This is a genomic window from Gordonia sp. McavH-238-E (assembly GCF_022348225.1).
Taxonomy (GTDB): Bacteria; Actinomycetota; Actinomycetes; order Mycobacteriales; family Mycobacteriaceae; genus Gordonia; species Gordonia terrae.
Map to the genome: position 1 here is coordinate 269,605 of NZ_JAKRFE010000005.1, position 14,934 is coordinate 284,538.

At 70.2% G+C, this 14,934-nt stretch carries 13 protein-coding genes; 9 read left to right on the top strand and 4 right to left on the bottom strand.

What is annotated here, in order from left to right; genetic code table 11:
* Nucleotides 1-88: 88 nt before the first annotated feature.
* Both MHN80_RS09290 and MHN80_RS09295 read right to left on the bottom strand, forming a co-directional pair.
* Nucleotides 89-448 (bottom strand): iron-sulfur cluster assembly accessory protein, encoded by a 360-nt coding sequence (locus MHN80_RS09290; RefSeq protein WP_004022921.1) that lies wholly within the window; start codon nucleotides 446-448, stop codon nucleotides 89-91.
* Between the two features lie 219 nt (nucleotides 449-667).
* Entirely contained in the window at nucleotides 668-1,744 is a 1,077-nt protein-coding gene (locus MHN80_RS09295) for a glycerate kinase (RefSeq protein ID WP_239401091.1), read from the bottom strand.
* A 217-nt stretch (nucleotides 1,745-1,961) separates the two neighbouring features.
* On the opposite strand from MHN80_RS09295, the gene MHN80_RS09300 reads away from it, so the two are divergent.
* From MHN80_RS09300 to MHN80_RS09310, 3 genes are read left to right on the top strand one after another with little or no spacing between them, the layout of a single operon-like run.
* Nucleotides 1,962-2,651, top strand: a complete 690-nt coding sequence (locus MHN80_RS09300) for a DUF3043 domain-containing protein (RefSeq protein ID WP_004022923.1) — start codon at nucleotides 1,962-1,964, stop codon at nucleotides 2,649-2,651.
* Nucleotides 2,652-2,654: 3 nt separating this feature from the next.
* A complete protein-coding gene (gene cobT / locus MHN80_RS09305; RefSeq protein WP_239401093.1) occupies nucleotides 2,655-4,538 on the top strand; it encodes a nicotinate-nucleotide--dimethylbenzimidazole phosphoribosyltransferase in 1,884 nt (627 codons plus the stop codon).
* 17 nt (nucleotides 4,539-4,555) lie between these two features.
* Nucleotides 4,556-5,353, top strand: a complete 798-nt coding sequence (locus MHN80_RS09310; RefSeq protein WP_239401095.1) for an adenosylcobinamide-GDP ribazoletransferase — start codon at nucleotides 4,556-4,558, stop codon at nucleotides 5,351-5,353.
* 12 nt (nucleotides 5,354-5,365) lie between these two features.
* On the opposite strand, the gene MHN80_RS09315 is transcribed toward MHN80_RS09310, so the two are convergent.
* Together MHN80_RS09315 and gcvT are read right to left on the bottom strand one after the other, a co-directional pair.
* Entirely contained in the window at nucleotides 5,366-6,472 is a 1,107-nt protein-coding gene (locus MHN80_RS09315) for a branched-chain amino acid aminotransferase (RefSeq protein ID WP_004022926.1), read from the bottom strand.
* A gap of 91 nt (nucleotides 6,473-6,563) precedes the next feature.
* On the bottom strand, nucleotides 6,564-7,682 hold the full coding sequence (gene gcvT, locus MHN80_RS09320) for a glycine cleavage system aminomethyltransferase GcvT (protein WP_239401098.1): 1,119 nt from the start codon (nucleotides 7,680-7,682) through the stop codon (nucleotides 6,564-6,566).
* A gap of 113 nt (nucleotides 7,683-7,795) precedes the next feature.
* Between gcvT and MHN80_RS09325 the strand changes: the two genes are divergently transcribed.
* The 6 genes from MHN80_RS09325 to MHN80_RS09350 all read left to right on the top strand — a co-directional run bounded on the left by MHN80_RS09325 (nucleotide 7,796) and on the right by MHN80_RS09350 (nucleotide 14,897).
* Entirely contained in the window at nucleotides 7,796-9,340 is a 1,545-nt protein-coding gene (locus MHN80_RS09325; RefSeq protein ID WP_239401100.1) for a leucyl aminopeptidase, read from the top strand.
* 241 nt (nucleotides 9,341-9,581) lie between these two features.
* Nucleotides 9,582-11,375, top strand: coding sequence for a 2-oxoglutarate dehydrogenase, E2 component, dihydrolipoamide succinyltransferase (gene sucB / locus MHN80_RS09330; protein ID WP_239401102.1), 1,794 nt, complete (start codon nucleotides 9,582-9,584; stop codon nucleotides 11,373-11,375).
* A 36-nt stretch (nucleotides 11,376-11,411) separates the two neighbouring features.
* A complete protein-coding gene (locus MHN80_RS09335) occupies nucleotides 11,412-12,311 on the top strand; it encodes a TIGR01777 family oxidoreductase (protein ID WP_239401104.1) in 900 nt (299 codons plus the stop codon).
* A complete protein-coding gene (gene lipB / locus MHN80_RS09340) occupies nucleotides 12,304-13,041 on the top strand; it encodes a lipoyl(octanoyl) transferase LipB (protein WP_101819427.1) in 738 nt (245 codons plus the stop codon). Before MHN80_RS09335 ends, lipB begins: the two co-directional genes overlap by 8 nt.
* On the top strand, nucleotides 13,038-14,126 hold the full coding sequence (gene lipA / locus MHN80_RS09345) for a lipoyl synthase (protein ID WP_004022932.1): 1,089 nt from the start codon (nucleotides 13,038-13,040) through the stop codon (nucleotides 14,124-14,126). The genes lipB and lipA overlap by 4 nt, the downstream gene beginning before the upstream one ends.
* A 30-nt stretch (nucleotides 14,127-14,156) precedes the next feature.
* Nucleotides 14,157-14,897: a DUF4191 domain-containing protein gene (locus MHN80_RS09350; protein ID WP_004022933.1), complete on the top strand. Its 741-nt coding sequence runs from the start codon at nucleotides 14,157-14,159 to the stop codon at nucleotides 14,895-14,897.
* Nucleotides 14,898-14,934 lie beyond the last annotated feature (37 nt).

Here is a 14,934-nt window from a genome sequence, read left to right on the forward strand (position 1 = left end):
CACGCTACTCACCCCACGACATACGACACCGGCCGCACCCCCATGGGATGCGGCCGGTGCCGGAAAGCGTCTGACGTGTGTCGACGTGTCAGTTGAACGAGTCGCCGCAGGCACAGCTGCCGGTGGCGTTCGGGTTGTCGATGGTGAAACCCTGCTTCTCGATGGTGTCGACGAAGTCGATGGTCGCTCCCTGCACGTAGGGCGCGCTCATCCGGTCGACAGCCAGTGTGACGCCGCCGAAGTCGGTGGTGATGTCACCGTCGAGGGTGCGATCGTCGAAGAAGAGCTGGTACCGCAGGCCCGCGCAACCACCCGGCTGGACGGCGATACGCAGCGCGAGGTCGTCGCGGCCCTCTTGGTCGAGCAGCGCCTTGGCCTTGGACGCGGCAGCGTCGCTGAGGACGACGCCGGTGCTCGTGGCTGTGCTCGTTTCGTTCTGCACGGTCATGGATGCTCCTGTAAGTGGTGTGGTCCCGGTGCAATGTGGCCCGATGCCGTCGTGATGGGTTGCGCCCCGCACGGCCGTTCGGGATTCACCCCGCTCGCCGGGAGGTCGACCGGTTGTGCCCGTGCGTACAACCGTACTCCTCCCCGTGGTATTCCCGTCCAGTCGGACGGGCGTTTCCCCGAGGTCCGGCCGGGTCCTCGGCTCGACACATCGGCGCGATCAGCGGTGCGCGTCATCGAGATCGGACGCCACCGTTTCGGCGAGCGCGACGAGCTGGTTCTCCGCATCGGCCATCGCGACCTCGACCGAGCCCGCGACGTCGACGATCGCGTGCGCCGCCGCCACACCGGCCTCGGCGATCTCGTCGGGGCTCAGGGCGACCTGTCCCGCGAGGACGATCGTCGCCGCTCCGGCACCGTGAGCGCCGAGCGACGAGGCAGCGGAGTGCAGTGCGGAGACGACCTTGCCGCGGAGCGTCTGCGCATCGAACCTGCCCTCCCCGGTGACGACGACGTCGGCCGCGGCGACCTCGGCAGCCAGGCCGGTCGCGTCGGCGACGACGGTGGCGCCGGAGACGCGGACGCCTCCGAGCGCGAGGAGCGCCGCACCCAGACCACCTGCGGCACCGGCACCCGGCTCGTCGGCGATGTCCCGACCTGCGAGGTCACCGAGGACGCGCGAGAAGTCGTCGAGCCGCCTGGCGAGCAGGGCGACGGTGTCCGGGTCGGCGCCCTTCTGCGGACCGAACACCGCCGCCGCGCCCAGCGGGCCCAGGAGCGGGTTCTCCACATCGGATGCCGCGATCAGCTCCACGCCGCGAAGTCGCCGCCGGGCGTGATCGCCGCCGCCCAGGGCCTCCAGCAGGCCGGCACCGCCGTCGGTCGTCGCACTGCCGCCGAGTCCGATCACGATCCGGTCCACCCCGCGCGCCAGTGCCGCCGCGACGAGCTCACCGACACCTCGGGTGTCGGCCGCCACCGCCGTGCGCGGCGTCGGCGTACCGCCCAGCTGATGTAGACCGCACGCCTGCGCGCACTCGATGTAGGCGGTCGACGGTTCGTCGAGAAGCCACCGGGCACGCACGCCCGCGCCGAGCGGGCCGGACACCGATTCGGTGATCACGGTCCCGAATCGCGACGCCAGGACGTCGACGAAGCCCGGTCCGCCGTCGGACTGCGGGGCCACGACGAGTTCGTCATCCGGCCGCGCGGCAGTCCACCCGCGCGCGATCGCGTGCGCGGCGACCACCGCGGACATGGTGTCGCCGAACGAGTCCGGCGCGATCAGGATGCGCACCGGAACCCCGTCGCCGGTCCCGTGGGTGCCGCACCGCGCGTCGCGTCGTTCCCGGTCATGAGCACGGAGTATAGGGAGCGGACCCGATCCCGGCAGTGCGACTCCGGACGCCGCGTCCGCGGTGGGCACGCCCCTCGGGGCGTCATCAGGCGGCGACCACCGAAAAGCGACGACCGCGCGTTTGTCTCGCAACACCGATCACCTAGGCTCTACAGGCGTGAAGCTGCCATGGAAGAAGGACGACACCCAGGCGGATTCCGGCGACAGCTCGGTCTCCACCTACACCGCCGACGACGAGTCCGGCACCGACGTCGCGCCCTCCGCCAAGGGCAGCAAGTACACCCCGGGCAAGGGGCGCCCGACGCCGTCTCGCCGCCAGGCCGAGAACCGGCGGCGCGGTCCCGTCGCGCCACCCCCGACGAACCGTTCCGAGGCACGCGCCCGCAAGAAGGAGCTCAAGTCCACGCTCTCCAAGGAGGAGAAGCGGGCACTCTCCACCGAGCGACGCGAGAAGCGGCTCCAGCAGCGGGAACGGATGATGGCCGGCGACGAGGCCTATCTGATGCCGCGCGACAAGGGCCCCGCACGGCGCTACACCCGCGACATCGTCGACGCCCGGCGCAATTTCGCCGGGCTGTTCATGCCGTTCGCCATCCTGCTGATCGTCCTGATGTTCCTGGTCCCACAGGCCGCCGCGCTGACGAACCTCATCCTTGTCGCGTTCGTCGTACTGATGGCCGTCGACGGTGTGATCCTCGGCCGCATGGTCAACCGCCGCGTCGCCGAACGTTTCCCGGAGTCCGGCGACGGGGGCTTCAAGCTCGGCTGGTACGCGTTCACCCGCGCGATGCAGCTGCGCAAGATGCGCGCCCCCAAGCCGATGGTCTCGCCGGGCGACGAAGTCTGATCGATGACCGATCGCGCAGTGCGCACCCTTGTCCTCGGAGGCGTGCGCTCGGGTAAGTCCGCGCACGGCGAGTCCCTGCTCGGCGAGCACCGGCAGATCCGATACCTGGCCACCGGCCCGCTCACGTCCTCCGACGGCGACTGGATGGACCGCGTGCGGATCCACCGCGAACGCCGCGACGCGCGGTACACGACGATCGAGACGACCGACCTCGGGCACGCCCTGCGCTCCGCACCGGACATCCCGGCCCTCGTCGACGATCTGGGCAACTGGCTCACCGCGCAGATCGACGCCGTCCACGGCTGGACCTCGGGGTCGGAGATCGACCTCGACGGCCCGATCGACGACCTCTGCGACGCGTTGGGCGCCATGACCGCCGATGTGGTGCTCATCAGCCCGGAAGCCGGGCTCTCGCTCGTACCTCCCACCCCCGCCGGACGGGTCTTCCAGGACCTGCTCGGAACCCTCAACGCCCGGGTGGCGCAGGTGTGCGAGCGTGTCGACCTCGTCGTCGCCGGGCGGGTCCTCAACCTTCCCGCCACGCCGGGATCGCCGATCACCCGGACGACAACCGGCAGTGCGGATTCGGCGTCGGACACCCCGCCGCCCTCGGCGCCGGCCTCCGATCACGACGAGCCTGCTCCGGGGACGTCGGTCGCCACCGCGACCCCCACGGCCGACTCCTCCGCGCCCGACTCCTCCGCGCCCGACTCCTCCGCGCCCGACTCCTCCGCGCCCGAACCGATTGCGGGCGTGGGATTCTCCACGGGCCCCCGGCCCGACCCCACCGACGCCGAGGTGTTCGCGCCGATCACGCCGCCCGACGAGGCGATCGCCCAGGACGCCCGCAAGCGGCAGGCGACCCTCACCAAGCCACCGGGGTCGCTGGGCCGCGTCGAGGAGATCGGCGTCTGGATCGCCGCCTGCCAGGGCCAGTGCCCGCCCGCACCTCTCACCTCCCCCACCGTCGTCGTCTTCGCCGGCGACCACGGCGTCGCCCGCGGTGGGGTCTCGGCGTTCCCGCCCGAGGTGACCGCACAGATGGTCGCCAACATCTCCGCGGGCGGCGCGGCGGTGAACGTCATGGCGGGCCGCGTCGGCGCGACGGTGAAGGTCGTCGACATGTCCGTCGACGCCGACACCGCTCCGGAGCTGTCGCGGTACAAGGTCCGGCGCAGCAGCGACGACCTGCGCACCACCGACGCGATCACTCTCGCCGAGGCGCGCGAGGCACTCGCCGCCGGCCGCGCCATCGCCGACGACCTCGTCGACTCGGGCACCGATCTGCTGATCGCCGGCGAGATGGGTATCGGCAACACCACCCCGGCCACCGTCCTCATCGGCGCGCTGACCCGGCGCGAACCGGTCGAGATCGTCGGCCGGGGAACCGGCGTCGACGACGCCGGGTGGATGCGCAAGACCGCCGCGATCCGCGACGGTATGCGCCGCGCGCGTAAGGTGATCCACGACCCGCTCGCGTTGCTCGCCGCCGTCGGCGGGGCCGACCTGGCCGCCACCGTCGGTTTCCTCGCCCAGGCGGCCCTGCGCCGGACGCCGGTCATCCTCGACGGCGTGGTGATCACCGCCGCGGCGATGGTCGCCAACGAGCTCGCGCCGGGGGCGATGCGCTGGTGGATCGCCGGTCACCGGTCGGTCGAACCCGCCCATCAGATCGCCCTCGAGCACCTCGACCTGGTTCCGGTTCTCGATCTCTCGATGCGGCTCGGCGAGGGCAGCGGAGCCGTCCTGGCCCTGCCGATCGTGCAATCGGCCGCCGATCTGCTCGTGTCCATGGCCACCTTCGACGAGGCCGGGGTGACCGACAACAGCACCCCAGATGGGGACTCCGCAGACGGGACCATCGCCGCCGACGCCGAGACATCCTGACGCCGAACGGATTCGCCGTGATTCCGCCGACCCGGGCGCTCCGTACCGCGTTCAGTTGGATGACGATCGCGCCCGTCGGAGGTCACGAGGCGTCGGCCGCGCCGGATCGATCGCTGGGGGCGGCGGTGATGGCGTCGGTCCCGGTGGTGGGCGTGGTGCTGGGTGCCGGATCGGCGATCGCGGCCCTCGGACTCTCACACACCGGACTCCCGACGCTGCTGATCGGTGTTCTCGTCGTCGTCCTGCTCGCCACGCTGACCCGTGGCATGCATCTCGACGGGCTCGCCGACACCGCCGACGGACTCGGGTGTTACGGCCCGCCCGAACGTGTCACCGAGGTGATGCGCAGCGGCACCGTCGGACCGTTCGGCGTGGCGACGCTGGTCTTGGTCCTGGCGGTGCAGTCGACCGGATTCGCCACACTGGCCGATGAGTCCCGATGGTACGACCTCGCGTTCGCCATCGCGCTCGGCCGGCTCGGCGCGGTCATCGGCACCCGGCGGTCACTGGATCCGGCCCACCGCAACGGCTTCGGCGCGCTCGTCGCGGGCACCCAGCACACCTCCATCGCCGCCTGGCTGCTTGTCGCGCTCATCGCGACCGTCCCACTCGGATTGTCTGCCAACGGATTCGACGGCGGCCACCTCGAGGTGGCCGCCGTCGTCCAAGGATCTGCGGTCGTGCTCGGCGTCGCGGCAGTGGCCTGGTGGTTCACCCGGCACTGCGCGAGGCGGATGGGCGGGATGACCGGCGACGTGCTGGGCGCGACCATCGAACTCGGGGTCGCACTCGCCGTCGTCGGCCTCTTGCTCTGACCGCGGCGCCGGTCAGCGGCGGTAGAGCTCGGTCATCCAGCCGTGGGTGTCGGCGAACGTCCCGCGCTGGATGCCGGTGAGGGTGTCCCGCAACGCCTGGGTCACCTCGCCGGTCTCACCGTTGTTGATGGTGTAGTCCTCGCCCTCACCCTTGACCCGGCCGACCGGGGTGATGACGGCGGCGGTGCCGCAGGCGAACACCTCGGTGATGTCGCCCGACGCCACGCCCTTGCGCAGCTCCTCGGTGGTGATCTTGCGTTCCTCGACCTCGAAGCCGGCGTCGGTGGCAAGCGTCAGCAACGACGAACGGGTGATCCCCGGCAGCAGCGACCCGGACAGTTCGGGGGTCACCAGGCGGGCGTCGGCACCGGAGCCGAACACGAAGAACAGGTTCATGCCGCCCATCTCCTCGATGAAGCGGCGCTCGATCGCATCGAGCCACACGACCTGGTCGCACCCCTGCTCGGTCGCCTGCCGTTGCGCGAGGAACGCGGCGGCATAGTTCCCACCGCACTTGGCGAATCCGGTACCGCCCGGTGCTGCGCGAACGTACTCGGTGGAGAGCCAGACGCTGACCGGCTTGATGCCGCCGGCGAAGTAGGCGCCGGCCGGCGACGCGATGACCGAGTAGATGTACTTCGTGGACGGGGCGTTCACGCCGAGACTCGCCTGCGAGGCGAACATGAACGGACGGAGATAGAGCGACTCCTCGCCGCCGGCGGCGGGCACCCACTCGTTGTCCGCATCCAGCAGTGCCTTGAGAGAGGCGATGAAATCCTCGACCGGCAGTGCCGGCATGGCGAGTCGTTCGGCACTGCGCTGCAGCCGGGCCGCGTTGGCCTCGGGCCGGAACGCGGCGATCGAACCATCGGGCTGGCGATAGGCCTTGAGCCCCTCGAACACCTCTTGGCCGTAGTGCAGAACCGTGGCCGCCGGGTCCAGCGCGATCGGACCGTACGGCTTCACCGTGGCGCTGTGCCAACCCACCTCGGCGTCGTAGTCGATCATCACCATGTTGTCGGTGAAATGGCGCCCGAATCCCGGGGCGGACAGGATCTCCGCGCGCCGGCCCTCAGACACCGGATGCGGGTGCTCGGTACGGTTGAACTCCAAGGTCATGGCGCCATCGTACCGCCGGGTCCAAAAGCATTTCCGCGCCCGGTGGGGTCACCCCCGGGCCCCGGTGCGGCCCCATGCGAGTGCTCGCAGGTCACACGTGCGACGGCACGAACGGCGGGATCACGACCTCACACGTCAGGTCGCGGCCGCGGACATCGACGACGACCTCGTCACCCTTGCGCACCCCCGACGCCGTGTCCAGCAGCGCGAGTGCGATGCCCTGTTTGAGCGTGGGCGAGAACGTGCCCGACGTACAGGTCCCGATCGCCGCTCCGCCCGCTGCGTCGCCTGCCTGCCGAACCGCGCAGCCGGCCCGCGGGACTCCGCGTCCGGTCGCCCGCAACCCGTACAGGCGACGCGCCGGCCCGGCCTCCTTCTCGGCCAGCAGGGCGTCGCGCCCGAAGAACGACGGCTTATCCCAACCGACCGCCCAGCTCGAGCGCGCCTGCACCGGCGAGATGTCGGGACCGAGCTCGTGTCCGTGCAGTGCGTACCCCATCTCGGTGCGCAGCGTGTCCCGCGCACCCAGGCCGGCGGGCAACCCGCCGGCCGCGGTGATCGCCTCGAGCAGGGCGTCGAAGACCGCACCGGCGTCGTCCCAGCGCGGCACGATCTCGTAACCCCGTTCGCCGGTGTATCCGGTCCGGCAGACCCGCACGCGAGCCGTCCCGCCCGCCGTCGGGAGCTCGGCGTCGGCGAAGGCCATGTACTCCATGTCGGCGGGGAGTCCGAGTCCGGTCAGGATGTCGGGAGACCTCGGCCCCTGCACCGCCAGGACGGCCAGGTCACGATGCTGGTCGATGATCGAGATGCCTTCCGGCGCAACCGCTTGCAGTCGGGCCACGACGTCCGCGGTGTTCGCCGCGTTGGGCACCAGGAAGACCTCGTCGTCACCGACGAGATAGGCGATCAGGTCATCGACGACACCGCCGGACTCATTGCAGCACAACGTGTACTGCGCCTTGCCGGGCACGATCTTGCCGAGGTCGTTGGTGAGCGTCGAGTTGACGAACGCCGCCGCGCCCGCCCCGGACACCAGCGCCTTGCCGAGGTGACTGACGTCGAAGATGCCCACGTTGTCCCGCACCGCGGCGTGCTCGGCCACCGTGCCCGAGTACGACACCGGCATGTTCCATCCGCCGAACTCGGCGAAGGTGGCCCCCAGTGCGGCGTGACGGTCGGCGATCGGCCCGGCGAGGAGTTCACTCATGCCGTCCACGCTATCGGGCGACCCGCGCCGCCGGGCGCACCCGTGGCGGCACGCCCGGCGGGATCGGCGTTCGCGGCAGCCCGCCGCGGCGCCGCTGTGGCAGAGTTGAGCGGGTGAGCAAGAACGACACCGTCGACCGCGCACGCGGCCCCGAACTCGAACTGTCCACCTCGATCGGCAAGGGCGATTCCGCCCTGGTCATCGGCCTGATCAGCGCGTCGTCGTCCGACGACGATGCCGACGGCCCCGGCGCCGAGCCGACTCTCGCCATCGGTGACGGCATCCTCGACGACGCTCAGGCCGCCGCCATCAGCGCCGCCCTCACGGCACTCGGGGCCACCGGCTCGCACGGCGAGGTCACCCGGACCGCGGCTCCGGAGTCCCTGCCGGTCGGTGTCGTCGTCGCGGTCGGTCTCGGCGACGCCGACAACCTCGACGACGCCGACCAGGTCCGGCAGGCCGCCGGGATCGTCGCGCGCGAGCTCGACGGGCACGAGTCGGTGGCCACCACGCTCGCCGCGATCGATCTCCTCGCCGCGGCCGAAGGGCTGTTCCTCGGCGCGTACCGGTTCGACGACTTCCGCTCGTCCAGTTCGAAGCCGAAGAAGACTCCGCCGCAACGCATCACACTGCTCGTCGAATCGAAGTCCAAGGAGGCCAAGGCCGGCCTGGAGCGGGCGGTCGCGATCGCCGACTCCGTCGCCATCGCCCGTGACTTCGTCAACACCCCGCCGAGTCACCTCTATCCCGAGGAGTTCGCGGCCCGCGCCCGCACGCTCGGGAGCAAGGCCGGGCTCAAGGTCGAGATCCTCGACGACAAGCAGCTCGAGGCGCAGGGCTACGGCGGGATCATCGGCGTCGGCAAGGGTTCCTCGCGACTGCCGCGCCTCGTCCGGCTGACCCACACCGCGAAGAAGTCCCCCACGACGGTCGCTCTCGTCGGCAAGGGCATCACCTTCGACACCGGCGGCATCTCCATCAAGCCCGCCGCGAACATGGACGCGATGACCTCGGACATGGGCGGCGCCGCCGCCGTCATCGCCGCGACCATCCTGGCCGCCCGCCTCGACATCGACGTCACGGTCACCGCGACCGTGCCGATGGCCGAGAACATGCCCTCGTCGACCGCCCAGCGCCCCGGCGACGTGCTCACCCAGTACGGCGGACGCACGGTCGAGGTCCTCAACACCGACGCCGAGGGCCGTCTCATCCTCGCCGATGCGATCGTGCGGGCCTGCGAGGACGATCCCGACTACCTCATCGACACCGCAACGCTGACCGGTGCGCAGATGGTGGCGCTCGGCACCCGCACACCCGGCGTCATGGGTACCGACGAGTTCCGCGACCGCGTCGCGGCCCGCTCGGCCGATGTCGGCGAGAACGCCTGGGCCATGCCGCTGCCCGCGGAACTCCGCGCCGACCTGAAGTCCCGCGTCGCGGACCTGGCGAACGTGACCCCGCACCGCTGGGGCGGGATGCTCGCCGCCGGCATCTTCCTGAAGGAGTTCGTACCGGAGGATGTGCAGTGGGCCCACATCGACATCGCCGGACCCGCCTTCAACACCGGCAGCCCGTGGGGTTACACCACGAAAGGCGGTACGGGCGTACCCGTCCGGACCATCGCCGCGGTGCTCGAGGACATCGCTGCGAACGGCTGAGAAGACAGCCGACCGACAGCCGCCGACACCCGCGTGCCGCACCGATGAGAATCGTTACCGACGAGTACGAGCCGAACCGAGTCGGCGGCGCACCGTGCGGGTAGGGTTGGCCGCGGGGATGAGCGGCTGATCCGCCACTCATCTGCGCGGTCGTCGTACCGCCCCCGACCCCGTGCCCACGGCGCACACACCATTGGGCATCACCTACAGACCACCACGTCGAGTTCAGGAGTTCACAACGATGGCCTTCTCCGTCCAGATGCCCGCCCTTGGTGAAAGTGTCACCGAGGGGACAGTCACCCGGTGGCTGAAGGAGGAGGGCGACACCGTCGAGGCCGACGAGCCCTTGCTCGAGGTGTCGACCGACAAGGTGGACACCGAGATCCCGGCGCCCACTTCGGGTGTGCTGACCAAGATCATCGCGCAGGAGGACGACGTCGTCGAGGTCGGCGGCGACCTCGCCCTGATCGGTGACGCCGACGAGGCCGACTCCGGTTCCGACGACTCCGGCTCGGAGTCGGCGGGAGGCGACGAGCCCACCGAGGCCGCCCCCGAACCCGAGCCCGAGCAGGCGGCCGAAGAGCCCTCCACCGAGGAGGACGCCCCCGCCGAGAAGCCCACGGCCGACACCGGTTCCGGCTCGGCCGAGGGCACCGATGTGCTCATGCCCGAGCTCGGCGAGTCCGTCACCGAGGGCACGGTCACCAACTGGCTGAAGTCCGTGGGCGACGAGGTGGCGGCCGACGAACCGCTGCTCGAGGTCTCGACCGACAAGGTCGACACCGAGATCCCCTCCCCGGTCGCGGGCACGCTCCTCGAGATCCTCGCGCAAGAGGACGACGTGATCGAGGTCGGCGGCAAGCTCGCCGTCATCGGTGACGCGTCGGCGGCTCCGTCGAAGAAGGAGCCCGAGCCGGAACCCGAGCCCGAGCCGGAACCCGAACCCGAGCAGAAGTCGGAGCCCGAGCAGAAGCCCGAACCCGAGCAGGCACCCGCTCCCGAGGAGGAGCAGAAGCCGCAGCCCGAGGCCGAGTCCAAGGCCCCCGAGAAGTCCGACCCGCCGACCGTCGAGTCGACGCCGTACGTCACCCCGCTGGTGCGCAAACTGGCCGCGGAGAACAACATCGACCTCAACGCGATCAAGGGCACCGGTGTCGGTGGCCGGATCCGCAAGCAGGACGTGCTCGCGGCGGCCGAGGAGGCCAAGGCGCCCGCTCCTGAGCAGAAGCCCGCGGCGGCTGCTGCTCCGTCGGCACCCGCGGCATCGGCCGGGAAGTCCGCATCGCCGGAGATCCGTCCCGAGCTGGCCGAGCTGCGCGGCACCACCCAGAAGATCAACCGCATCCGGCAGATCACGGCGAAGAAGACCCGCGAGTCCCTGCAGCAGAGCGCCCAGCTGACGCAGGTCTTCGAGGTCGACATGACCCGCATCGCCGGACTGCGCAAGGCGGCCAAGGAGAGCTTCAAGGCCTCTGAGGGCGTCAACCTCACGTTCCTGCCGTTCATCGCGAAGGCCGTCGTCGAGGCGCTGAAGGCGCACCCGAACGTCAACGCGTCGATCGACGAGGACAAGAAGGAGATCACCTACTACGACAAGGTGCATCTGGGGATCGCCGTCGACACCCCGCAGGGTCTGTTGTCGCCGGTCATCCACAACGCGGACGACCTGTCGATCGCCGGCCTCGCCCGGGCCATCGCCGACATCGCGTCGCGCGCTCGGTCCAACGGCCTGAAGCCCGACGAGCTCGCCGGCGGCACCTTCACCGTCACCAACATCGGCAGCCAGGGCGCCCTGTTCGACACCCCGATCCTGGTCCCGCCGCAGGCGGCGATGCTCGGTACCGGTGCCATCGTCAAGCGTCCGGTCGTCATCACCGGCGAGGACGGCTCGGAGTCGATCGCGGTGCGCTCGATGTCCTACCTGCCGCTGACCTACGATCACCGTCTCATCGACGGCGCCGACGCCGGCCGCTTCCTCACCACGGTGAAGAAGCGTCTCGAAGAGGCTGCCTTCGCCGCGGACCTGGGCCTCTAGCCCGGATTCCCGGAGACGGCACACCGAGGACACGCGATGCGGATCGCCGTCGCAGGATCACAGGGGCTGATCGGCAACGCCCTGGTCAACTCGCTGCGCGCGGCGGGCCACACGGTCACACGTCTGGTCCGCCGCGAGGCACGCGCCGATGACGAGTTCAGTTGGGATCCCGAGACCATCGGCGTCCCGCCCGAGAGCCTCGACGGCGTCGAGGCGGTGGTGTCACTCGGTGGTGTCGGCGTCGGCAACGGCCGGTGGACCGGCCGGTTCAAACAGGAATTACGGGACTCGCGGATCACCCCGACCGAGATCCTCGCCGAGGCGGTCCGGGATCTCGGTATCCCGACCTTCGTCAGTGCGAGCGCGACGGGCTACTACGGCGACACCGGTTCACGGCCGGCGACGGAGTTCGACGGTCCGGGCGAGGGTTTTCTCGCCGACCTGGTCGTGGACTGGGAACGCGCGGCAACCGCCAACGCGGGAGACGGCACCCGTCTCGTCCTGCTGCGCACCGCGCCCGTCCTGAGTGCGCAGGGTGGTCTGCTCGGGAAGCTCCGTCCGCTGTTCAAGCTGGGGCTCGGCGGGCCCATCGGCGACGGGAAGCAGTACTTCTCGTGGATCAGCCTCATCGACGAGGTGCGGGCCATCGAGTTCCTCCTCGCCTCCGACGTGTCGGGACCGGTGAACCTGAGCGCACCGGGCGCCGTTCCGTTCGGCGAGTTCGCGTCGGCTCTGGGCCGTGCCGTACACCGTCCGACCGTGCTGCAGGTCCCCGCTTTCGCGGCACGCCGGGTCGGCGGCGAGATGGCCGAGGAAATGATTCTGTTCAGTCAACGCGTTGCACCTGAGGTGCTGACCGATCACGGATTCACCTTCACCCATCCCGGTGTCGACGAGGCCCTGGCCTACGCCACCGGTTCCCGACGCCATGACTGATCGACCAATCCGTGCGAGTACCGATCCGGTCGAGATCCGACGGCTCGGCGTCCTCGACTATCAGTCGGCCTACGACATGCAGCACGGGCTGGCCACCGACCGCGCGGACGGCATTCTCGACCACGACGTACTGCTGTTGCTGGAACACCCCTCCGTCTACACCGCGGGCAAACGGACCGAGGACTCCGACCGGCCCACGAACGGCGCGCCGGTGGTCGATGTCGACCGCGGCGGTCGGATCACCTGGCACGGCCCGGGGCAGCTCGTCGGCTACCCGATCGTGAAGCTCGCCGAGCCGCTGGACGTCGTCGAGTACGTGCGTCGCCTGGAGGCGGCGCTGATCACGGTCTGCGCCGGGCTCGGCGTGGCCACAGGTCGTGTCGACGGCCGATCAGGCGTGTGGATCACCGACGACGCCGGGGAACGCAAACTCGGACAGATCGGTATCCGCGTCGCACGCGGGGTGGCGTTGCACGGCTTCGCGCTCAACGTGGACCCCGACATGTCGGCGTTCGAGGCGATCGTCCCCTGCGGAATCGCCGACGCCGGGGTGACCTCCCTCGCCCGCGAACTGAACCGCCCGCTCTCGGTGGACTCGATGCTCGACGACACCGTCGACGCGGTGTGCTCCGCGCTCGACGCCCCCGACTTCGACCCCACCGCCAACCCGGTGCCCGCCACCACACAGTCCGAAACACCCACTACTGCAAGCGTAGGATCGATTCAGTGACCGCGTCCCCCCTCACCCCCGGACCCGGTGCCCCCGACGCCACACCCACGGCATCGGCACCCGCACCCCAGACTCCGAGCCCCGCCCCCGAAGGCCGCAAACTCCTGCGCCTCGAGGTGCGCAACGCCCAGACCCCCATCGAACGCAAACCGGAGTGGATCCGGACCCGCGCGACGATGGGCCCGGAGTTCACCGAACTCAAGGGCCTGGTCAAGCGTGAAGGCCTGCACACCGTCTGCGAAGAAGCCGGCTGCCCCAACATCTACGAGTGCTGGGAAGACCGCGAGGCTACCTTCCTCATCGGCGGCGAGCAGTGCACCCGCCGCTGCGACTTCTGCCAGATCGACACCGGCAAGCCGTCGGCCCTCGACCGCGACGAACCCCGCCGTGTCGCCGAGAGCGTGCAGGCGATGGGTCTGCGCTACTCGACCATCACCGGGGTCGCCCGCGACGACCTGCCCGACGAGGGCGCCTGGCTCTATGCCGAGACCGTCCGCGCGATCCACCGCCTCAACCCCGGCACCGGTGTGGAGAACCTGATCCCGGACTTCCACGCCAAGCCCGACCTGCTGGCCGAGGTCTTCGACGCCCGCCCCGAGGTGCTCGCGCACAACCTCGAGACCGTGCCGCGCATCTTCAAGCGCATCCGGCCGGCGTTCCGCTACGAGCGGTCTCTCGAAGTCCTCACCGCTGCACGCGATTTCGGTCTGGTGACGAAATCCAACCTCATCCTGGGCATGGGCGAGACCCCGCAGGAGGTGCAGTCGGCGATCGTGGATCTGCACGAGGCCGGCTGCGACATCCTGACCATCACGCAGTACCTGCGGCCCTCGCCGCGGCATCATCCGGTCGAGCGCTGGGTCAAGCCCGAGGAGTTCGTCGACCACTCGGAGTTCGCGCAGGAAGTCGGTTTCGCCGGCGTCATGGCGGGTCCGCTGGTGCGTTCGTCGTACCGGGCCGGGCGTCTGTACGCGCAGGCGATGGCCCATCACGGCCGCGAGATCTCGCCGGCACTGGCCCACCTGGCAGCCGAGGGATCGGCCAGCCAGGAGGCCTCCAGCCTGATGGCCCGCCTCGCCCGCTGACTCCTCGGCGCGCGGACGTAAACTGGGCTCATGGCAAAGGCGCAGGTGAGCAAAGAGGTCAAGGCCGAGAAGAAGAAGGCCCGTAAGGCGGCATCGAAGGAACGGCGCCAACAGCTGTGGCAGGCCTTCCAGATGCAGCGCAAGGAAGACAAACGACTCATCCCCTACATGGTGGGCGTGATCGTCCTGTCGATCGCTGTCTTCACCGCGCTCGGGTTCGTCCTCGGCTCGCCGTGGCTGCTGATCCCGCTCGGCGTGGTGCTGGGCATCTTGGGTGCGTTCATCCTGTTCGGCCGCCGGGTCCAGAAGAACGTCTACACCAAGGCCGAGGGACAGCCGGGCGCCGCGGGGTGGGCCCTGGGCAACATGCGCGGGCAGTGGCGGGTCAAGCAGGCCGTCGCCGGGACGTCTCAGCTCGACGCCGTGCACCGCGTCATCGGCAAGCCGGGTGTGATCCTCGTCGGCGAGGGCTCGCCCACGCGCATCAAGTCGCTGCTCGGCCAGGAGAAGAAGAAGGTCGCGCGCGTCGTCGGCGACACCCCGATCTACGAGATCATGGTGGGCAACGACGACGGTCAGATCCCGCTGTCGAAGCTCGAACGGCACCTCAACAAGCTGCCCAGCAACATCGACCGCAAGCGGATGGAGACCCTCGAGGGTCGGCTGTCCGCCCTCGGCAGCAAGGCTCCCGGCCCCGGCATGCCGAAGGGGCCGCTCCCCGCGAACGCCAAGATGCGCAGCATGCAACGGACGGCGCGCCGCCGCGGCTGACGCTTCCGCCCCACCCCGTCGATCGTGCACCGAATTG